The 21,529-nt window shown below is 71.0% G+C and carries 14 protein-coding genes; 10 read left to right on the forward strand and 4 right to left on the reverse strand.

Annotated features, from left to right (window positions below):
* The 3 genes from IMZ11_RS18270 to IMZ11_RS18280 all read right to left on the reverse strand — a co-directional run.
* The coding region (locus IMZ11_RS18270; RefSeq protein ID WP_228642993.1) for a condensation domain-containing protein at positions 1–1,292 on the reverse strand (1,292 nt) is incomplete at its 3' end.
* A gap of 1 nt (position 1,293) precedes the next feature.
* The gene (locus IMZ11_RS18275) at positions 1,294–2,799 is read right to left on the reverse strand and encodes a class I adenylate-forming enzyme family protein (protein ID WP_228642995.1); all 1,506 of its coding nucleotides are present in this window, start codon (positions 2,797–2,799) and stop codon (positions 1,294–1,296) included.
* Positions 2,796–8,384, reverse strand: coding sequence for a non-ribosomal peptide synthetase/MFS transporter (locus IMZ11_RS18280; RefSeq protein ID WP_228642997.1), 5,589 nt, complete (start codon positions 8,382–8,384; stop codon positions 2,796–2,798). Before IMZ11_RS18280 ends, IMZ11_RS18275 begins: the two co-directional genes overlap by 4 nt.
* A gap of 227 nt (positions 8,385–8,611) precedes the next feature.
* On the opposite strand from IMZ11_RS18280, the gene IMZ11_RS18285 reads away from it, so the two are divergent.
* The 8 genes from IMZ11_RS18285 to IMZ11_RS18320 all read left to right on the forward strand — a co-directional run bounded on the left by IMZ11_RS18285 (position 8,612) and on the right by IMZ11_RS18320 (position 17,530).
* On the forward strand, positions 8,612–8,827 hold the full coding sequence (locus IMZ11_RS18285; RefSeq protein WP_228642999.1) for a hypothetical protein: 216 nt from the start codon (positions 8,612–8,614) through the stop codon (positions 8,825–8,827).
* A 291-nt stretch (positions 8,828–9,118) separates the two neighbouring features.
* The gene (locus IMZ11_RS18290; RefSeq protein WP_228643001.1) at positions 9,119–10,093 is read left to right on the forward strand and encodes a thiamine pyrophosphate-dependent dehydrogenase E1 component subunit alpha; all 975 of its coding nucleotides are present in this window, start codon (positions 9,119–9,121) and stop codon (positions 10,091–10,093) included.
* Positions 10,090–11,067: an alpha-ketoacid dehydrogenase subunit beta gene (locus IMZ11_RS46240; protein ID WP_228643003.1), complete on the forward strand. Its 978-nt coding sequence runs from the start codon at positions 10,090–10,092 to the stop codon at positions 11,065–11,067. Before IMZ11_RS18290 ends, IMZ11_RS46240 begins: the two co-directional genes overlap by 4 nt.
* Positions 11,064–12,254, forward strand: coding sequence for a 2-oxo acid dehydrogenase subunit E2 (locus tag IMZ11_RS18300; protein ID WP_228643005.1), 1,191 nt, complete (start codon positions 11,064–11,066; stop codon positions 12,252–12,254). The genes IMZ11_RS46240 and IMZ11_RS18300 overlap by 4 nt, the downstream gene beginning before the upstream one ends.
* A gap of 16 nt (positions 12,255–12,270) precedes the next feature.
* Entirely contained in the window at positions 12,271–13,593 is a 1,323-nt protein-coding gene (locus tag IMZ11_RS18305) for a GH1 family beta-glucosidase (protein ID WP_228643007.1), read from the forward strand.
* Positions 13,594–14,042: 449 nt separating this feature from the next.
* The gene (locus tag IMZ11_RS18310) at positions 14,043–14,921 is read left to right on the forward strand and encodes an aldose 1-epimerase family protein (RefSeq protein ID WP_228643009.1); all 879 of its coding nucleotides are present in this window, start codon (positions 14,043–14,045) and stop codon (positions 14,919–14,921) included.
* Between the two features lie 19 nt (positions 14,922–14,940).
* Positions 14,941–15,951 carry a phosphotransferase family protein gene (locus tag IMZ11_RS18315; protein WP_228643011.1) on the forward strand — a complete coding sequence of 337 codons (1,011 nt, stop codon included), beginning with the start codon at positions 14,941–14,943 and terminating at the stop codon, positions 15,949–15,951.
* A gap of 241 nt (positions 15,952–16,192) precedes the next feature.
* Positions 16,193–17,530: a class II 3-deoxy-7-phosphoheptulonate synthase gene (locus IMZ11_RS18320; RefSeq protein ID WP_228643013.1), complete on the forward strand. Its 1,338-nt coding sequence runs from the start codon at positions 16,193–16,195 to the stop codon at positions 17,528–17,530.
* 216 nt (positions 17,531–17,746) lie between these two features.
* Here IMZ11_RS18320 and IMZ11_RS18325 read toward each other — a convergent pair whose 3' ends face one another.
* Positions 17,747–18,112, reverse strand: coding sequence for a co-chaperone YbbN (locus IMZ11_RS18325; protein ID WP_228643015.1), 366 nt, complete (start codon positions 18,110–18,112; stop codon positions 17,747–17,749).
* A 121-nt stretch (positions 18,113–18,233) separates the two neighbouring features.
* Between IMZ11_RS18325 and ctaD the strand changes: the two genes are divergently transcribed.
* Positions 18,234–19,919 (forward strand): cytochrome c oxidase subunit I, encoded by a 1,686-nt coding sequence (gene ctaD / locus IMZ11_RS18330; RefSeq protein WP_228643017.1) that lies wholly within the window; start codon positions 18,234–18,236, stop codon positions 19,917–19,919.
* Between the two features lie 19 nt (positions 19,920–19,938).
* The gene (locus IMZ11_RS18335; protein ID WP_228643019.1) at positions 19,939–21,501 is read left to right on the forward strand and encodes a pentapeptide repeat-containing protein; all 1,563 of its coding nucleotides are present in this window, start codon (positions 19,939–19,941) and stop codon (positions 21,499–21,501) included.
* The last annotated feature ends 28 nt before the right edge of the window (positions 21,502–21,529 follow it).

Here is a 21,529-nt window from a genome sequence, read left to right on the forward strand (position 1 = left end):
GCCGGGGACGCCGCGGACACCCGCACCGGGGCGGGCAGCGGCAGGTCGGAGATCTCCGCGTCGGGGTGGGCCGCGACCGCGTCGAGCAGGGTGAGCAGGTGGCCGGTCACGGCCTCGCAGTGCGCCCGCCCGAGGATCGCCGGATTGAACTGGACCCGCGCGGCGACGCCGTCCGGCCCGTCCACCATCTGGAGGTGCAGGGTGCCCCGGACCGCCTGGTTGAACATCATCCAGTCGACGGACACGCCGAGTCCGGGGAAGTCGGGGGCGTCCCCGTCGCGCCTGCGGTAGCTGACCGAGACCGGGGTGAGCGCGGTGCGCGGGCTCACCCCGCCCACCGCGCGGGCGAGCGGGACCTGCCGGTAGCGGTAGACGGCGCGCAGCTCGTCCCGCACCGCGCGGGCCAGCCCGGCGAACGTGCCCGCGAACGCCCCCTCGGGCGTGACCGTCAGCGGCAGCTCGTTGACGAACAGCCCGATGTGGTCTTGCGTCCGCTCGGTGCGGGTGGAGACGTCCACGGCCACCGCCGCCCCGTCGTTCCCGTACGCGTGGAGCAGGGTGTGCAGCGCGGCCAGCACCAGCTCGAACCGGGTGACCCCGATCCTCTCGGCCGTCGCGGCGATCTCCGGCCCGATCGCGAAGTCGACGGCCTCGCCCGCGGCGGCCCGGGTCGAGGGTGTGGTGAGCCCGGGGAGCAGCAGGTCCTGGTGGTCCCGCCAGCGGCTCCGCCAGAACTCGGCCGCCGCGTCGAGCCGCTCCGCCACCCGCGCGTTCTCCTCCGCGACGGCGTCGCCGTACGTGATGGGGAGGGGTGTCAGGGGCCTGCCCGCGTACGCGGCGGCGAGGTCCCGCACCAGGATGTCCTTGGACATGCCGTCGAAGACGGCGTGGTGGGCGACGAACACGAGGACGTGCCGTTCCGGGGCGAGGCGCAGGAGCGTGAAGCGGGCGAGCGGCCCGGTGCGCAGGTCCAGCCCGAGGCCCGTCTCGCGGTCGATCAGCCCGGCGGGGTCGCTCCCGGAGTCGTCCTGAAACCGGATGGGCGGGACCACGGCGGCGGGCACCCTCCCGAGGGCGCCGTCGCGTTCGACCAGGGCGACCGCGAGCGCGGGGTGGGCCTCGACGACCGCGCCGCACGCGGAGAGCAGCCGGTCGGTGTCGAGCGGGCCGTCGAACCACACGGCGAGCGGCATGTGGTAGACCCGGCCGCCCGCCCCCATCCGCTCGGTGATCCACATGCCGTGTTGCGCGAGGGAGGCCTGCTCTCCCTCGTCCACAAGCGTCAGTGACATCTCAATCGCCTTCCGTATGGAGCCTGGAGTCGCCGAGCAGCGCGGACAACTCCTTCTTGATCACCTTTCCCGACCGGTTCCGGGGCAGGTCGTCGACGACGAACACCCGCTCGGGGAGCTCGTGCCTGGCCACCCGGTCCATCAGGAAGGCGCGTACCTCGGTCGCGGACAGCCCGGCGGACCTGGGCACGATCGCGGCGGCGAGCGCGGTCCCGAGCACCGGGTGCGGGACGCCGAACACCGCCGCCTCCGCGACCCGCGGGTGTTCGTACAGCGCCGCCTCCACCTGCAGCGTGGAGACCTTGAAGGCGCCGGTCTTGACCACGTCGCTCTCCCGGTCCACCAGATAGAGGTAGCCGTCGGCGTCGACGTAGCCGAGGTCGCCCATCCGCACCCAGCCGTTCCTGAACGCCTGGGCGCTGGCGGCCGCGTCGCCGTAGTAGGAGCGGGTGGAGGTGGGCGACCGCATCCAGACCTCCCCGACCTCGCCGGCGGGCAGCGGGGTTCCCGCCTCGTCGGTGACGCGCAGCGCGCCGCCGAACGCGGGCCGCCCCAGGGCGGCGGGCCGATCCCGATCGAAGATCATGATGGTCTGGGCGGGCGCCGCCTCGGTGGACGTGTAGTAGTTGGTCACCGTCGCGTTGGGGAACGCCGCCGCCAGCCGCTCCGAGAGCGCGGGCGGCAGCGCGGCGGCGGCGGAGCCGAGCAGCAGCACGCTGGACATGTCGTGCCGCTCGTGCAGCCCCGCGTTGAGCAGCTCGATCGCCATGGACGGCACCATGAACACGGTCCCCGGCCGGTACGTCTCGATCATCCGGGCGAAGCGGCCGGGCGTGAACCTGGCGGGTGTCAGGACCGCCGGACGCGCGTCGAGGGCGTTCAGCAGCATGGTCTGACCGGCGTTGGTCCCGATCGGGAAGGCGTGCAGCAGATGACGGGAGTGCGCGAACCTGCGGCGGTTCGGCTGGGTGACGCATCCGTACGCCAGGTTGGCGTGGCTGGCGCCGACCCCCTTCGGCCGCCCGGTGGTGCCCGACGTGTAGAGGATCTGGGCCAGGTCCGCGGGCCGGACCCGCGCGTCGCCGTACGACGCCGGCCCGAGGCCCGATTCGACGTCCGCCGTGGCGGCGGCCCAGTGACCGCCGTCCGGCGGGGCGAGATCCCGGCCGTGCAGCACGGCGGAGGCCGCGCAGTGTTCCAGCATGTAGCGCGTCTCGGCGGGCGCGAGGCGGTCCGACAGCGGCACGGCGACCGCGCCCGCCTTGAGCACGCCGCAGAACGCCACGGCGAAGTCGATCCAGTCACGGCTGCCGAACAGCAGCGCGACCCGGTCCCCGTGCGCGACGCCGCGCCCGGCCAGCCCGCCGGCGACCGCCGTGGACCGCCGGTCCCACTCGGCGAACGTCATCGTCCCGTGGCCGTCGACGATCATCGCCACGCCGTCCGGCTCCTGTTCCGCGCGGATGCGCAGCAGCTCCGGAACGGTGTACGCGGTCAGGCCCGTCATGCGGGCACCTCCTTCGAGTCGCGCCGGGTCCCGCCCGGTACGCGGCCGCCGAGCGCCTGGACTCCGACCAGGTCGTCCGGCAGGGCGTCGGGCACCTCGGCGTCGAACCGCCGCAGCACTCCGGTCCGCATGGCGACGAGCGCGATCGTGGCGATGGCCAGGCCGAAGCAGGCGTACATGAGGCCGATCCCTCGCCCCTCGCCGGTGCCGAGCACCAGGCCGACCGTGCCCGCGAGCGGCCCGTCCGGGGCGAGCAGCGGCTCGAAGACCTCCGTGCCGTACGGCGCGACGAGGCCGAACCCGATCGGCAGCGTGGACCAGGCGACCAGCGTGTTGAGCGCGATGACCCGGCCGTGGAACCGCTGCGGCACCTTGACCTGGATGATCGTGGCGTAGACGCCGTTCAGCACGGTCAGGCAGAGCGACATGCCGAACGCGCCCACCGCGATCGTCACCAGGTCCGCGCGGAGCCCGGTCAGCAGGCAGAACACCGCCAGCGCGAGCGTGGCGACGAGCACGCCGTACAGGCGGCGCCGCCGCGGCCCGCCCCACGCGGTCATCGCCAGCCCGCCGAGGAAGACGCCGAGACCTCCGGCGAACGACACCCGGCCCACGTCGGCCAGCGACGCGAACGACAACACGAGCGGCGAGATCATCAGGAACAGCGGGGACAGGAACACGTTCAGCACCGCGAAGAAGACGAGCATCGCGCGAAAACCCTTGTTGCCCCACGAGTGCCGGATGCCGCCCGCCATCTCGGCGAGCATGCTCTCGCGGCGCCGCCAGGCCATCGACGACGGGAAGCGGACGAAGAGCACGATCAGCGTGGCGACCGCGTAGCTCGCCACGTCGATCGCGAGGATGCCCTCGAGCCCGATCGCCGCCATCAGGCCGACCGCGATCAGCGGCACCACGAGCTGCGCGGTTCCTGTGACCATCTGCACGACGCCGTTGGCGTGGCCGAGGAAGCGCTTCGGCACGAGCTGGGGAATGGCGGAGCCGTACGCCAGGCGCTGGAAGGTCAGCGCGACGGAGAGGCCGACCAGCAGGGGGTAGACGTGCCACACCTGGAGGTTGCCGGTCCAGAGCAGGACGCCCAGTACGAGCTGGGTGCCGCCCGCGCCGATGTCTCCGGCGAGCATGACCTTCCTGCGGTCGTAGCGGTCCACGATCGCGCCCGCGAGCGGCGCGGCCAGCATGCCGGGCACCAGGCCGAGCACGGCGAACAGCGCGAACCGGGCGAGTGACCCGGTGGTGAGATAGATCCAGATGGGGATGGCGAACTCGGTCAGCGCGGAGCCGGTGATCGAGATGAGCTGGCCCGCCGCGACCAGGAGGAACCGCCGCATGCTCGGCGGCGGCCCCGATCGGGCCGCCGCGCCGTCCTTCGGCCGCGCCGGACCGTGGACCGGGCCGGATGGTGTGCGCGACACGCCCTGTAGCCACCAGGTGCGCTCGTCGTCGTGTTCCAGCGGCCCTTCCAGCGGCGCCGTACGCCCCGAGGCGATGGCCGTGTGCGTGCCGGTGATGATCTCGGCCAGCTCGGCGGCGCGGTAGCGCATGAAGAAGTGCCCGGCCTCGTCGATCACCACGCAGGCCGCCGTGTCGGTGATCCGGTGCCACTCGCGGTAGCGCTCCTGGTAGAACTCGGCCGCCGGATCCCGTTCCCCCACCACCGAGATGATTGGCGCGCGTACTCCCGCTTCCTCCTCCTCGAAGAGCCGGGTGAAGTACCGCTCGGCCGCGCGGGTGCCCTCGCGCCGGTTCTCGACGATCAGCCGGATCTGCTCGCGGCCGAGATCCTCGACGTCGAGCCCCGCGGCGGTGAGGGCGTTGACCCGTCCCTGGTCGCTGGTCAGCCGGTCCATCAGCGTGCCGAGCCAGCCGAGACCACGACCGGGCTTGGCGAAGGGGAAGATGCCGCCGAGGTAGATGGCCTCCACCTCGCGTCCCGTCGCCTCCACCTGCCGGGCGATCTCGGTGATGAGCATGACGCCGAGCCCGCAGTGCCCGTAGAGCACGAGCGGCCCGGAGGCGCCGTCCGTGATCTCGATGATCTCGGCCACGCAGTCGCGTACGACCTCGTCGAACGGCCGGGCCTCCTCACCCAGCTCATGACCGGGTACGGCGACCGAGTACAACGCCCAGTCGGCGGGCAGCGCGTCGGCGAGCGGCTGGTAGACCACGGCGCTGCCCCCGCCGTACGGCACGCAGACGAGGGTGGAGGCGGCCTTCCTGGCGGGAGTGAGCCGGTGCAGCAGCGTGCGTGGGCCGGAGTCCCCGGTTTCGAGGAGCAGCGCGAGCTCGCGGACGCTCCGGTGCTTGAACAGGTCGAGCACGGTGACGGTGCGGTCCGGATACGCCTTGCGCAGCCGGGCGATCACCCGCATGGCCAGCAGCGAATGGCCGCCCAGCGTGAAGAAGTCGTCGAGCGCGCCCACCCGCTCCACGTCGAGCACGTCCGTCCAGATGTCCGCGACGGTCTCCTCGGCCGGCGTGGCCGGGGCGACGAAGAGGGCGGCCGGAGCCTCGGCGCCGAGCTCGGGGAGCCGGGCCCGGTCGACCTTGCCGTGCGATTTGAGCGGCAGCTCGTCGAGCCACGCGTACCTGACCGGGATCATGTAGGCGGGCAGCCGTTCGGCCAGCCAGGCGCGCATCTCGATCGCGTCCGGTCCCTCGGCCCGCGCGTCGGGACGGTCGGGGAGGGCATGGCCGACGAGATAGGCGACGAGCTGCTCGCCACGGGGCTCGACGACGGCCTGGGCCACGTCGGGGTGGTCCGCGAGCACGGACTCCACCTCGCCCAGCTCCACCCGGTAGCCGCGGATCTTCACCTGGAGGTCGCGGCGGCCGAGGAACTCCAGGTCGCCCGAGGGTGACCACCTGCCGAGATCTCCGGTGCGGTACATGCGCGCCCCGGGCCCGCCGTACGGGTCGGGGACGAAGCGGTCGGCGGTCAGGCCGGGCTTGCCGAGGTATCCGCGTGCCAGCCGGTCGCCGCCGAGGTAGATCTCGCCGGGCACGCCGACCGGGACCGGCCGCATCCGCTCGTCGAGCACGTGCACCCGCGCTCCGGGAAGCGGGGACCCGATCGGAAGGCTCGTCGATGAGATCGAGGCCGCCGGGTGCGTGGAGACGGCCGGAGGCGGCGGAGAAGGAGTGACCTCGTAGGTGGTCACACCGACCGTCGCCTCGGTGGGCCCGTAGTGGTTGACCACCCGGCACTCGCCCAGCGCGGCCAGTTCGCCCGCCCATCCGCGCGGCGCCGCCTCACCGCCGAGGAGCAGGAGCTTCGCGGGCAGCAGTTCTGCGGGTTCGGCGTCCGCGAGCAGCGCGGCCAGGTGCGACGGAGTGATCTTGAGGTAGTCCACCCCGACCCGGCGGAACGTCTCCGCCAGCTCGGGCCCCGCCGTACGGGAGGGGACGAGGTGCAGCGTGCCGCCGGTCATCAGGCACAGGTAGAACACCGTCACGCCGAAGTCGAAGGCGAGCGACTGGAGCAACGCGAAGGACGACCCCGGCTCGACGCCGAGCCGTTCCCTGACGCCCGCGAGATAGACGAGGACCTCGTGGTGCTGGACCCCCACCCCCTTGGGCCGCCCGGTGGTGCCGGACGTGTAGATCACGTACGCCAGGTCGCCCGGGGCGCCCCGGACGCCGTCGGCCCCCCGGCTTCCGTCCCCGACGCCGCGCGCGCCGCCGCTCCCCGTGCCACCCTCCGTACCGTCCGATTCGTGGAGGACCGGGATCACGTCATCGGGGAGTCGGTCGCGCAGGTCGGCGCTGGTCACCACGATCCCGGCACCGGCGTCGGCCAGGACGTAGGCGAGCCGCTCGGCCGGGTGCTCGGGATCGAGCGGCAGGTAGGCCGCGCCCGACTTGAGCACGCCGAGGACCGCGACCGCGAGCCCGGCCGACTGCTCCAGACAGATCGCGACCCGGTCGTCCGGCCCCGCGCCGAGCCCCCGCAGGCGGCGCGCCAGCCGCTCGGCCCGCAGGTCCAGCTCGGCGTACGTGAGCGAGACGTCGCCGGAGACGACGGCCGTGGCCGAGGGGGTGCGCGCGGCCTGTGCCGCGATCACCTCATGCAGCAGCACACCGTCGAACGGCGGTACCGGCGGTACCGGCGGGACCGGCGGGACCGGCGGGACCGGCGGTACCGGCGGTACCGGCGCGGACGCGCCGAACGCCAGCACCCGGCCGAGCTCCTCCGGAGGGAGAATCTCCAGTTCGGACGTCCGCGCTCCGGGATCGGCGACGATCGACCGGAGCAGTCGCTCGAAGCAGGCGGCCATCCGCCGGATCGTCTCGGCGGTGAACAACTCGGTGCGGTAGGTGATGTTCCCGCGCAGTCCCTCCCCGGTCTCCATCAGGTAGAGGGCGAGGTCGAACCGGGTGGCGGACACCTCGATCGGGTACGCCGACATGCCCAGCCCCTGGGTGCGCAGCGGCGCCGACCGGTAGTTCTGCAGCGCGAACATCACCTGGAAGACCGGCGACCTGCTGACGTCGCGCTCGACGCCGAGTTCGCCCACGAGCCGGTCGAAGGGAAGCTCCTGGTGCGCGTAGGCGTCGAGCGCGGTCTCCCGCACCCGGGCGAGCAACTCGGTGAACGACGGGTCGCCGGACAGGTCGGCCCGCATCGGCAGCGAGTTGATGAAGAGCCCGACCACCCGTTCCAGTTCCGGCAGGTCGCGTCCGGAGACGGGTGAGCCCACCGCGAAGTCGTGCTGCCCGGAATAGCGGGAGAGCAACACCTGGAACGCGGCGAGCAGCGTCATGTACGGCGTCGCGCCGTGCGCCCTGCCCAGTTCCGCCAGCGCGTCGCCGAGCTCGCGGTCCAGTTCCAGTCCGTGGGCGGCGCCGTCCCATCCCTGTTCGGGCGGACGCGGCAGGTCGGTGGGCAGCTCCAGCGGCGCCAGCCCGGCCAGCCGCTCCCGCCAGTAGCGGATGTCGTCGTCGTGGGACCGCCCCCGCTCCCAGAGCGCGTAGTCGCCGTACTGCGCCGGCGGCGGCGCGAGACCGGCGTCGGTCCCGGTCCGGTACACCTCGTGGAGGGCGAGGAGCTCCTCCACCACGATGTCGCAGGACCAGCCGTCGGTGACGGTGTGGTGCATCGTGAGCAGCAGCGCGTTCTCGGCCGGGCCGAGCCGGACCAGGAGGGCGCGGAGCAGCGGACCGGTCGCGAGGTCGAAGGGCCGGTCCAGTTCCTCGCGCACCGCGGCGGTGTCGTCCGACAGCCGCAGCTCGACCACCGGCTCCGTGTCCACGACGATCTCGGGTGTGCCGTCGTCCGTGGTGACGAACCGGGCGCGGAGGCTCTCGTGACGCCGCGCGACGTCGGTGAGTGCCCGGTCGAACGCGTCCTCGTCGATCTCGCCGTCCAGCCGGACGGCGAAGGCGACGGTGTACGCGGTGGTTCCCGGGGCGTACTGCTCAAGGAACCACAGCCGCTCCTGGGCGTGCGAGAGCGGTGGAATGGTGCCGGGCGGGCGCGGCGGCACCGTCACGGTGGCCGCCTGCGCCACCTTCAGCCGCTGGGCGAGCAGTGCCTGTTTCGCCGGTGAGAGCCCGGTCCGCGTCACGATGCCGCCACCTCGGCGGTTTCCAGCGTTCTTGACATGACATTCCCCTTGCGACCGGTTCCGCCAGTGCTGCCGCGCGGACGCGGCGAACGTGCCGGCGGCCGATGCCGACGACGATGCGTGACGGCGCCGCGTGGTGACGGCGCGCTGACGACGACGCGCTGACGACGACGCGCTGACGACGTTCTGAACGGTGCGGTGATCAGTACGGTTGATCAGATGGACTGATGCTGACGACGATGCTGACGACGATGCTGACGACGATGCTGACGACGACGTTGACGGCAGACGTTCGAGGCAGTGCTGCGTGCGTGTGCTGCGTGCGTGTGCTGCGTGCGTGCGGTGGTGCGGTGCTGTGCCGTACCGACGACACCGAGTCGATCGCCGCGGCACGGAGGGTCGCTGCCACTCGCGCTGCGGAAACCCGGACGTCGGCAATATGAGTGGGAACGCTCCCACGGCAGTGGAGGCTAGAGATTACGCCTTTGGTTCGTCAAGTGTCATGGATGTTTCAGTCCGTTATTACCGACTAAAGCCCAGAAGTGGTGATATTTCCGCAGTTCATGGAATGGGCAGGTGAAACAGCGAGCCCGCCTCATCACTTCGGGGATTGACAGCGATCTCTCTCGAATCTACGCTCCGGTGGGAGCGCTCCCAAGGACACGTGTGGCCGTGAACGGCCGTGCCGTGGTTGAGCGCGCCTTCGATCGCCGACGCCCAGGAGCGCACCACCCGTGATCGTCACCGCTGCACCGCCTCCGAGCCTGCGGCCACCCCCCTCGGATCAGGACCTCCGGTCGCTGCTGCTCATCCGGCACTTCGAGCTGGCGCTGCTCCGGCTTTTCGAGCAGGGAGCGGTCAGCGGGACGACGCACACGTGTCTGGGGCAGGAGTACATCCCCGTCGCGCTGACGCCGCTGCTCCGGGACGACGACTTCGTGTTCAGCAACCACCGGGGACACGGGCACTTCCTCGCCCGCCACGCGGAGCCGTACGGGCTGCTCGCGGAGATCATGGGACGTGAGGGCGCGGTGTGCGGCGGGATCGGCGGCAGCCAGCACCTCTACCACCGGAGGTTCCTGTCCACCGGGGTCCAGGGCGAGAGCCTGCCCGTGGCGACCGGCGTGGCGCTGAAACTCGCCGGCTCCGGAGCACTCGCCTGCGCCTACATCGGCGACGGCACGTGGGGGGAGGGCGCCGTCTACGAGGCGCTGAACATGGCCCTGCTGTGGCGCCTCCCCCTTCTCGTCGTGGTCGAGCACAACGGCATCGCCCAGTCCACTCCGACGTCCGCGCAGCTCGCCGGGACGATCGGCGCCCGGGCGGCCGCGTTCGGCGTGCGCCATCACCGGGTCACCTCCACCGAGGTCGAGGAGATCCGGGCCGGCCTCGCCCCGCTGGTCCACGCCGTACGGGCCGAGCCGTCGCCGCTGGTCGTCGAGTTCGTCACACACCGGATCGGCCCGCACAGCAAGGGCGACGACACCCGCTCACCGGCGGAGATCCAGCGGGCACGCGAGTCCGACTGGTACGCCCGCTACGCCGAGGCCGACCCCGAGCGGTTCGGCCGGATCGACCGGGAGCAACTCGCGCTGGTGCGACAGGTCACCGCCGAGGTCACCGCCCGCCCCCTCGTGGTCCCTCCGCCCGCGTTCCAGGAGGTACCCGGACAAGCCACCGCCGGGCGGGCCTCGGGACGGCGGCCGTGACGCGGGTCTCCGAGCACCTCAACCAGGCCCTGCACGACCTCATGGAGTCCGATCCGGCCGTGCACCTGCTCGGTGAGGACATCTCCGACCCGTACGGCGGGGCGTTCAAGGTCACCAGGGGGCTGTCCAGCCGGTTCGGCTCCCGCGTCAGGTCCACGCCGCTGAGTGAGGGCGCCGTCGCGGGCGTCGGCGCCGGACTGGCGCTCGCCGGGGACAAGGCCATCGTCGAGATCATGTTCTCCGACTTCGTGGCGCTGGCGTTCGACCAGATCACGAACTTCGCCGCCAAGTCCACCACCATGTACGGCAGGCCCGTGCCCGTGCCGCTCATCGTGCGCTGCCCGACCGGCGGCAACCGCGGCTACGGCCCGACGCACAGCCAGAGCCTGCAGAAGCACTTCATCGGGGTGCCCGGCCTCTCCCTGTTCGAGATGACGCCGTTCCACGACGCGGCCGAGCTGTTCGCCCGGATGTTCTCCCTGGACCGGCCGTGCCTGTTCTTCGAGGACAAGGTGCTCTACACCCGGCACATGTACCGCCTGGACGACCTGTTCAGGTTCGAACTCGCCGGCGACACCGCACGGGTCTTCCTCGACGGTACGGCGGAGCCTGACTGCACACTCATCACGCACGGCGGGCTGGTCCACCGGACGCTGGACGCCATGCGGGCGCTGCTCCTGGAGGACGAGCTGGTCTGCGAGCTGCTGGTCCCCGCCCAGCTCTACCCGGTTCCGCACCTCCCCGACCTGGAGGAGGCGCGGCACGTCTGCGTGATCGACGACGGCACCGAGGGCGGCACGTGGGGCGCCGAGGTCGCCCGTGTGCTCTACCCGCGGCTGTGGTCCGGGCTGCGCCGCCCGATCACCCTGGTCAACTCGGCGGACAGCGTCATCCCCGCCGCTCCTCATCTCGAACGTGACGTGCTGGTGCAGGCCGGCCACATCCAGACCGCCGTACGCGAGGCCCTTTCATGAGCGATTTCCGGGTGCCGAAGCTCAACAACAACGACGCGGCGTACGTCCTCGTGGAGTGGCTGGCCAAGGACGGCGACGCCGTACGGGCCGGGGACCCTCTCGTCACGGTGGAGACCTCCAAGACGGTCGAGGAACTGACGGCCGAGGAGGAGGGCGTCCTTCGGCGGCTCGTCCGGGAGGGAGCCGAGTGCGCCCCCGGTCAGACCATCGCCCGGCTGCTCGCGCCCGGCGACGAACCGCCCGGCGACGAGGCGTCCGGCGACGGGTCGCCCGGCGGCGCGTCACCCGGCAGTGATCCTCTCGCGGGCACGGGCGGGGACGACATCGTCGTCACCGCGCCCGCGCGGAGACTGATCGACGAGCTGGGCATCTCACCGGATCGGATCCGCGCGCTCGGCAGGAAGGTCGTCAGGCGCGCGGACCTGGAAGGGCTCGGAGCCGGCCCGGTCGGCGGGGCGACGGGCGAGCAGCCTCCGGGTGAACAGGATGAGCACGACGCGGGCGAGCTGATCGCGCTGTCGCGGGCGCAGCGGCGGACAGCGGAGGTCGTCGAGCGGTCACGCCGGGAGATCCCGTCGGCCTTCACCCTCATGAACGTCGACGTGACCGACGCGCTGCCGCTCACCCGTGACCTGACCCGGCGGCACCGGGTCCTCGTCGGGGTGCCCGAACTGGTCGTCAAGGCCGTGGGCGGGCTCCTCGACGTCTTCCCGCTCTTCTTCGCGTCGCCGGTCCCCGGCCCGCACGGTCCGCGTGCCAGGCGTGCCGCCGGCGCGGACGTCGGCGTGACGGTCGACGTGGGCAAGGGGCTGTTCATCCCGGTCGTCCGGGACGCGGCCGGCCGCTCCGTCGCCGAGATCGCGCGGGACCTGACCGGCTTCCGCCGTACGGCGCTCGAAGGGAGCTTCCGGGAGCGAGACCTCCGGGGCGGCGCGATCACGCTCACCCTGCACACGTACGACGGCATCGTCATGGCGGCGCCCATCGTCTTCCCCGGCCAGACGTGCGCGCTGGCGCTGACCGCGCCGCGTCCCGAGGTGGTCCGGGAAGGCGACGGCTTCACCGTACGGAAAATCTGCGGATTGGGACTTTCCTACGACCATCGTTTCATCAACGGACGGGAAGCGGCGGAATTTCTCGGTGCGCTCCGGACGGTGCTGGAAAACCCCGGACATTTCAATACGTGAGAATTGGACCAGCCTGATGAATTCACCGGCGAGATTTCCATCGGACTTCGTCTGGGGCGCCGCCACCGCCGCGTACCAGATCGAGGGCGCGACCACCGAGGACGGCCGCGGCGTGTCCGTGTGGGACACCTTCAGCGCCGTCCCGGGGAACGTGCGTGACGGCGACACCGGGGAGCCGGGAGCCGACCATTACCACCGTTACGCCGAGGACCTCGACCTCATGTCGGAGCTCGGCCTGCAGAGCTACCGGTTCTCGATCGCCTGGCCGCGGATCCAGCCGTCCGGCTCCGGCGTGCCCAACCAGAAGGGCCTGGACTTCTACCGGCGGCTGGTCGAGGGGCTGGTGGAGCGCGGCATCCGCCCGATGGCCACGCTGTTCCACTGGGACCTCCCTCAGGAGCTCCAGGACCGGGGCGGCTGGGAGAACAGGGACACGGCGGAGCGGTTCGCCGACTACGCCGAGATCGTGTTCGGCGCCCTGCACGTCAGGGACTGGGTGACGATCAACGAGCCGAAGACCGTCGTGGACTGCGGCTACCGGGAGGGCATCCATGCTCCCGGGGTGAAGGACGACGCGCGGGCGTTCGTCGCCTTGCACCACCTGCTGCTGGGGCACGGGCTCGCCTCGCAGCGCCTGCACGCCGGGCACCCCGGGCGACGCATCGGCCCGGCGCTGAACCTGCACCCGTCCTATCCGGCCGACGAGAGCCCGGAGGCGCTCGCCGCCGCGCGCCACCAAGACGGCCTGGAGAACCGCCTGTACCTCGACCCGATCTTCAAGGGGCGCTACCCCGAGGACACCATGGCGTGGATCGCGGAGCGCGGCCCGATGCGCGACCACATCCAGGAGGGCGACCTCGCCACGATCAGCGAGCCGATCGACCTGCTGGGTGTGCAGTACTACACGCCGATCTTCGTGAACGGCGAGGGCGAGCGGGTCTTCACGCACCCGAGGGCGCAGGCGGAGTGGCTGGAGATCTATCCCGAAGGCTTCCACGACATCCTGGTCCGCCTCGAGAAGGACTACGGCGGCGTGCCGCTGGTGATCACCGAGAACGGCCTGGCCACCGTGGACGCCCCCGGCCCCGACGGGCGGGTACGCGACACGGAGCGGATCGACTATCTGCGCGACCACCTGACCGCGATGCACCGTGCGATGGCGGAAGGCGCCCGCGTCGAGGCGTACCACGTGTGGTCGCTGCTGGACAACTACGAGTGGGCCGAGGGCTACAGCCAGCGCTTCGGCATCGTGCGCGTCGACTACGAGACCCAGAAGCGCACTCCCAAGGACAGCGCCCTCTGGTACCGGGACGTCATCAAGTCCGGCGAGGTGCGCTGACACCGGATCGGAGGCTCCACCGCTCCGCGCTCGGGTGCCCGGGAAGGCATCCGGGCGCCCGAGCCCCGGATACGACGACCGCGGTCGAACCCCGGAACCCCACGCCTGTGTTCGCCGCCGTCCCGACGGCCCCGGCCCGGTCCGGGACGGCTGATCTCCATGTCCCAACGGGTATTCCGTCGCCCCGGACGGCGATTTGTCCCGGGCGGCGATTTCCCGTGTCTCGGACGGACCCGGCCGGGACCTGGGAAATCGCGGTCTTCCAGCGGTTTTCTCCTGGTTCCATGAATCGGCGCGTCACTCCGCCGATTTAGTTGACTCTTCCGCCAAAACGCCCTAACTTACCCGCTGTGGGAGCGCTCCCATCCCTCCGGCGTATCACCGGCCATACGTGATGATTGGGCTCGCTTACGCTGATATGACCGTTCCCCGGCGAAAGGACATCCCCCGTGGCCCAGTACGAAATCCTTGGTGGCGGCTACCAGGCCGAGATCAGCCCTCGGGGCGCCGCCCTGCGGGTTCTCCGGCACGACGGCCGCGACCTGGTGACGAGCTGGCCTGAGGATGGGCCGATCCCCTACTACAGCGGCACCCTGCTCGCCCCCTGGCCCAACCGCGTCGCGGGCGCGGCGTACGACTTCGAGGGCGAGCACCACGAGCTCCCGGTCAACGAGCCCGACCGGGGGAACGCCCTGCACGGTTTCGTCGCCGACGTGCCGTGGACCGTGGCCGAGCTGTTCGCCGCCGAGGACGACCACGGCTTCGTCCGGCTCACGCACACCATCGAGCCGACGCCCGGTTACCCGTTCCATCTGGGTCTCCAGGTGCGCCACGACGTGTCGGCGAGCGGCCTGGTCACCACGGTCACCGCGGAGAACGTCGGCACGAACGCCGCGCCGTACGGCTGCGGCCCGCACCCGTGGCTGCTCGCCGGTCCGGACGTCGAGGCGTACGAACTCGACCTCCCCGCCGGGCAGGTGCTGACGACGGACGAGTTGCTCCGCCCGCGTGCCCTGGAGGACGTCTCGGGCACGCCGTACGACTTCCGGCAGCCGCGCGCGCTCGGCGCCACCGCGATCGACCACGCCTTCACCGGCCTGACCGCGGGCCGGGTCCGGCTGCGCGGGCCGGAGGGCGGGGTGGAGATCTCCTGGGATCTCGCGGTGATGCCCTGGGTGCAGGTCTGCACGGGCACCGGACTCGGCCACCGGGGCGTGGCCGTGGAGCCGATGACCTGCCCGCCGGACGCTTTCAACTCGGGCACCGACCTCGTCGTGCTCAAGCCGGGGGACACGCACGAGGCCAGGTGGACGATAACGACCTTCTGACCTGACAGCGGGAACACAAATGGATAGCAAGACGAAGCGGCGGCTGTCCCCCGCCCAGCTCGACGCCCTTGTCCTCGACGCGCTCGGCACGGGGGTCGTGTCGGCGGAGGAGCTCCCGGACGGGTTCGCCAACGCCGTGTGGCGCCTCGGCCTGGAGGACGGGCGCCAGGTGGTACTCAAGGTCGGCCCTCCCCCCGATCTGGAGCTCCTGACCTACGAGCGTGATCTGCTGCGGACCGAGGCCATGGTGTACCACCTGGCCTCCGGCTCCGGCGTGCCCCTCCCGGACCTGCTGTACGCGGGCTACGACGATCCCCTCGTCGGCGGCGACTACCTGATCCTGTCGGCGCTCGACGGCGTGCCGTGGAACCGGGCGACGCTCGGCCCCGACCACGAGAACACCCTCAGGTTCGAGCTCGGCCACCACCTCGCCCGGCTGCATACGATCCCGGGCGACGGCGTCTTCGGCTATCCGTACGCGGGCCTGACGGGGCCGAGCTGGCGGGAGGCGTTCCTCGTCATGGTGGGGGCGATCCTCGACGACGCCGTACGGTACGCGACGCCGCTGCCGGCCTCGCTCCTGGAGATCGCCGGCCTCGTCTACTCCAACGCGTACGCGTTGGACCAGGTGACCCGGCCCGCGCTCGTCCACTTCGACATCTGGCCGGGCAACGTGTTCCTGTCCGGCATGGACGGTGGCGACGACGGTGGTACGGGCGGCCGGCCGCGGATCCAGGCGCTCATCGACCACGAGCGGGCCTTCTGGGGCGATCCCCTCGCCGACTTCGTCACACCGACGATCTTCGCGGAGCTGCGGGACGACGACCCGCTGCTCGTGGGCTACCGGGAGGCCGGAGGCACCCTGGCGACCGGCCCGGAGGCGCGGATCCGCGACGCCCTCTACCGGACCTACCTCTACCTGATCATGCTGGTGGAGAACGGCCCCCGCCAGTATCCGGAGGAGGCCTACGCGCCGCTCCGCACGCGCACGGCCGACTCCCTCACCCGCGCCCTGAACGTCCTGCGTTGACGTTCGCCGCCGCCATGCGAAACGCCTGCCTCAGCGTGCGCATTGCGGCCGATACTCATTACCCACATACGGCCGTTTCCACATCAGACGCTTCAGAACACCTCCCAGGAGACTCCGGGGAGATCTCGAATCGATATCGCGGCGAAACCACCGGCGAATGTCCCTCGACGTCATCAACGTGATCTCACTACGTGGACATGACGTCCGTCTTCACTGACCGTGTGCAATAACCTGGTATGTCGTGAGCGCAATCAATCTCGATTCCTGGCGTGACCTGCCCGCGGCCCAGCAGCCGGACTGGCCCGACCGCGGCGAACTCGACAAGGTCGTGTCCGAGCTTCAGGGGCTGCCGCCGCTGGTGTTCGCCGGAGAGTGCGACCAGCTGAAGGCGAGCCTCGCGGCCGTGGCCCGCGGTGAGGCCTTCGTGCTGCAGGGCGGCGACTGCGCGGAGACCTTCTCCGGCGCCACCGCCGACAACGTACGGAACAAGCTCAAGACGCTGCTGCAGATGGCGATCGTGCTCACGTACGCCGCCAAGATCCCGGTCGTCAAGATCGGCCGCCTGGCGGGGCAGTTCGCCAAGCCGCGCTCCAAGAACACGGAGATCCGCGACGGGCTGGAGCTGCCCGCCTATCGGGGTGACATGGTCAACGGCTTCGACTTCACCGCCGAGGCCCGCACGCCGGATCCGGGCCGCCTGCTGCGCGCCTACCACTCCTCGGCCGTCACGCTGAACCTCGCCCGCGCGTTCGCCAAGGGCGGCTACGCCGACCTGCGCCAGGTGCACGCCTGGAACCAGGACTTCGTGGCCGAGTCCCCTGCCGGACGGCGCTACGAGCAGCTCGCCCGTGAGATCGACCAGGCCCTCGCGTTCATGCGAGCCTGCGGCCCGGAGCCCGACGAGTTCCACACGGTCGACTTCTACTCCTCGCACGAGGCGCTGATCCTCGACTACGACCGCGCGCTCACCAGGGTCGACTCCCGGACCGGCCTGCCGTACGACGTGTCGGCGCACATGGTCTGGATCGGCGAGCGCACCCGGCAGCTCGACGGAGCCCACGTGGAGTTCTTCAGCCGCATCCAGAACCCGATCGGGGTGAAACTCGGGCCGACGACGACGCCCGAGGAGGCGCTCACGCTGGTCGAGAAGCTCAACCCGGACAACGAGCCCGGGCGGCTCACCTTCATCAGCCGGATGGGCGCGGGCAAGGTCCGCGAGGCCCTTCCGACTCTCGTGGAGAAGGTCACCGCGAGCGGTGCCACGGTGGCGTGGATCTGCGACCCGATGCACGGCAACACCTTCGAGGCGCCGAGCGGCCACAAGACCCGCCACCTGGACGACGTGCTCGACGAGGTGGCCGGATTCTTCGAGGTGCACCGCGCGCTGGGCACGCACCCGGGCGGCATCCACATCGAGTTCACGGGTGACGACGTGACCGAGTGCGTGGGCGGCGGGCACCCGATCGTGGAAGAGGATCTGTCGCTGCGGTACGAGACCGCCTGCGACCCGCGCCTCAACCGCAGCCAGTCGCTCGACCTGGCCTTCCGCGTCGCGGAGCTGTACCGCTCGCAGTCCTGAACCGCGGTGTCCTGAGCCGCTCGCAGTACTGAACCGCGGGCGGTCCTGAACGGCGGGCGCGCGGCCGTGAACGGTCGACACTGAGCCGCCGGTTCCGAGCGAACACTCATGAACCGGCGGCCCTCGGCGGGGCCGTGCGCGTCAGCCGTGGCAGGCTGGCCAGGGCGGGCCTGCCGTTCGAAGAGCCCGGCCGCGTTCAGCGGACCGGGACGCGCCCTACTTCTGCTTCATCTCCGCGTCGATCTCGGCGCGGATGGCGTCCATGTCGAGCCCCCGAAGCTGCTTGATCAGGTCGTCGAGCGCCGGAGCGGGCAGGGCACCGGGCTGGGCGAACACCACGATGCCGTCCCTGATCGCCATGATCGTGGGAATCGCCGTGATGTCGAACCCCTCGGACAGACCGGGCTGAGCCTCCGTGTCGATCTTGCCGAACGTGATGTCGTCGTGCTGCTCGGACGCCTTCTCGAAGATCGGGGCGAACGTACGGCAGGGGCCGCACCACGACGCCCAGAAGTCCAGCAGCACGATGCCCTTGTCGGCGATCTCGTTGAAGTTCTTCTCGGTTACCTCGATGGTCGCCATCGGCGACTCCTTTCGTCTGCGTCTCAGCGGGCATAACCCCTTGCCCCCTGCCCAGCATTCCATCCGTGGCCGGGCGGGTACATGACGGCTGGAAGCCTCCTTTTCGGGGACAGGAGACGCCATGACCACGCAAGCCTCGCGCCCGGCGCCCAAGGAGCGGATCCGGACCGGGGCCCGGCTCATCTCCTGGCTCGCCACCACCGACCACAAGGTGATCGGGCATCTCTACCTCATCACGTCTTTCTGCTTCTTCCTGGTCGGCGGCCTGTTCGCGATGATCATCCGGGCGGAGCTGGCGGCACCCGGACTGCAGTTCGTGACCAACCAGCAGTACAACGAGTTCTTCACCATGCACGGCACGATCATGCTGCTGCTCTTCGCGACACCCTTGTTCGCCGGTTTCGCCAACGCGATCATGCCGCTGCAGATCGGGGCGCCGGACGTCGCATTTCCCCGCCTGAACGCCGTGGCGTACTGGTTGTTCCTGTTCGGCGGGATCATGGTGCTGGCTGGTTTCGGAACCGCGGGGGGCGCCGCGGCGTACGGATGGACCGGCTACGCCCCGCTGTCGCTCATCCAGTTCAGCCCGTCCCACGGCGTCGATCTGTGGATCATGGGCCTCGCCCTGTCCGGTCTCGGGACGATCCTCGGCGCGGTCAACTTCGTCACCACGATCATCGGGCTGCGTGCGCCCGGCATGGTGATGTTCCGGATGCCGATCTTCACGTGGAACATCCTGCTGACCTCGGTCATGGCGCTCCTGGCGTTCCCGGTGCTGGCGGCGGCTCTGATCGTCCTGGAGATCGACCGGAAGATGGGCAGCCGCGTCTTCCATCCGGAGACCGGCGGAGCGATCCTCTGGCAGCACCTGTTCTGGTTCTTCGGGCATCCCGAGGTCTACATCATCGCCCTGCCGTTCTTCGGGATCATCACCGAGGTCATCCCGGTGTTCAGCCGTAAGCCGCTGTTCGGCTACGTCGGCATGGTGGGCGCCACGATCTCGATCACGCTGCTGTCCATGGCAGTGTGGGCGCACCACATGTTCGCCACCGGGCAGGTGCTTCTGCCGTTCTTCTCGTTGATGAGCTTCCTGATCGCGGTGCCGACCGGGATCAAGTTCTTCAACTGGACCGGCACGATGTGGCGCGGCCACCTGAGCTTCGAGGCGCCGATGCTCTTCTGCGTCGGCTTCCTGGTGACGTTCCTGCTGGGCGGCCTCACCGGCGTCATCCTCGCCTCACCGCCGCTGGACTTCCACGTCACCGACACCTACTTCGTCGTGGCCCACTTCCATTACACGGTCTTCGGGACCGTGGTCTTCGCGATGTTCGCCGGCTTCTACTTCTGGTGGCCCAAGCTCACCGGGAAGATGCTGGACGACCGGCTCGGAAAGATCCACTTCTGGAGCCTGTTCGTCGGCTTCCAGATGACGTTCCTCGTCCAGCACTGGCTCGGCGTGGACGGCTTCCCGCGCCGATACGCCGACTACGCCGCGTCCGACGGCTTCACCACGCTGAACGTCGTCTCCAGCTGCGGGGCGTTCCTCCTGGGCATCTCGACGCTGCCGTTCCTCTACAACGTCTGGCGTACGGCACGGCACGGGAGACGGGTGCGGGTGGACGATCCGTGGGGGTTCGGCAACTCCCTGGAATGGGCCACGTCATGCCCGCCGCCACGTCACAACTTCCTCACCATCCCGCCGATCAGGTCCGAGCGTCCCGTCTTCGACCTGCGCTATCCGCGGGTTCCCCGTACGGAGCACCTGGACCGCGGCAAGCGGGGCGTCATCGATCCCGAACGCCCGTGAATGTGGGTATGACTCCTCCATGCCCCCGAGCTTCCTCGATGTCGGCTGGATCACGTGCGCCCACGACGGATGTGCCGGCGCCGCCCATCAGCCGTACGGACGCTGCCTGGCCCACCTGGGCCCCGACGAGCTGGATTCGCGCCTCCGGGCCCTCTCTCCCGGGCAGGGCGTCGACCTGCGCGGCACCCTGGTCGGCGCGGAACTGCTCGACCTCGTGCTCGCCGCGACCCGCCGATCTCTCGGCCGTGCCCGGTTCGACCTGGCGCGCTTCACCTCTCCCGCCCGTTTCGCCGGGGTGGAGTTCCTCGGCGACGCGTCGTTCGCCCGCGCCCGCTTCGACGGCCTCGCGTCGTTCTTCGGGTCCAGGTTCACCGGCAACGTCTCCTTCGCGGAGACCACGTTCGCCCGCGAGTTGTCGATGCACGGCGCCCGCGTCCACGGCCACGCGTCCTTCGACCGGGTGCGGGTGGGCAGCGACGCGCTCTTCGGCGACGCGTGCCTGTCGTCCGCCTCCTTCGACCAGGCCGATTTCACCGGGTTCACCTCGTTCGACGGCACCCGGTTCCACGGTGAGGCCCGGTTTCGTGGCGCCAGATTCCGGAAAGCCGTCTCCCTGTCCAGGTCGGCCTTCGACGGCGCGGCCGCGTTCGAGGGCGCCCGGTTCGCCGGCGGCGCCTTCCTGTCCCCCTCGTCGGTCGCCGGGCGCCTCGTGCTCGCCGGGGCGCGTACGGACGGCAAGCTGGAGATCGACGCGTCCGGGTGCCTGATCGACCTGCGCAACGCCCAGGTCACGGGGCGCCTGGTGTTGCGGCTGGACGACGCCGACGTGGACCTGCGCGGGCTCGTCTCCCGCGGCCAGGCGAGCGTGGTCCGCCGCGCCGGACGGGTCCGGGTGCTCTCCCTGGAGCGGCTCGACGTCGACCGGCTCTCCCTCACGGGCGTGGATCTGGCCGGATGCCATCTGGCGGGTGTGCCCGACCCCGGGCGGCTGCGGCTGACCGGCTGCGTGTTCGCCACCACCCCGCGCGGGGTCCAGCTCCGGCTGAGCTGGCCGCCCGTGCGGTGGTGGAGCAGGCGGCAACTCCTCGCCGACGAGCACACGCTGCGGTTCGGCCCGACGCGGCGCGCCGTCGATCCCGGACGTCTGAAACATCTGTACGCGGGGCTCCGGGTCGACGACGACCGGACCGCGACCGACTTCGCGTTCGGCGCGATGGAGATGCGGCGGATCACCGCCGCCCGCCCGGCCACCCGGATGGCGCTGGGCGCGTACTGGCTGGTGTCCGGTTACGGACTGCGGACGGGCCGGGCGCTGGCCTGGTTCGTCCTCGTCGCCGCCGTCGCCGCCGGAGGCTTCCTGTGGTCCTCCTCCGCTCCCCAGCATGCCGCGCGCCGCCCGCCAGGACCGGGGACCAGCGTTCCCGCGCAGGAGCCGTCCCCCGGCGCCCGCCACGGCTTCCCCGCGACGCGCGGCGGCAGTACCGGTGTCGCCGCGCGGGCCGGTGTGCGCGCGAGCCCGCTACGGGGGCCCGTACGCCGGGACGAGGACGACGGGCGTCCCGGCCGCCGCTCCCCCGCCTGATCCGCCGTCCACGGAGGACGTCGAGCGC

Source organism: Microtetraspora sp. AC03309 (assembly GCF_020826795.1).
In the GTDB taxonomy this organism is placed as follows: Bacteria; Actinomycetota; Actinomycetes; order Streptosporangiales; family Streptosporangiaceae; genus Microtetraspora; species Microtetraspora glauca.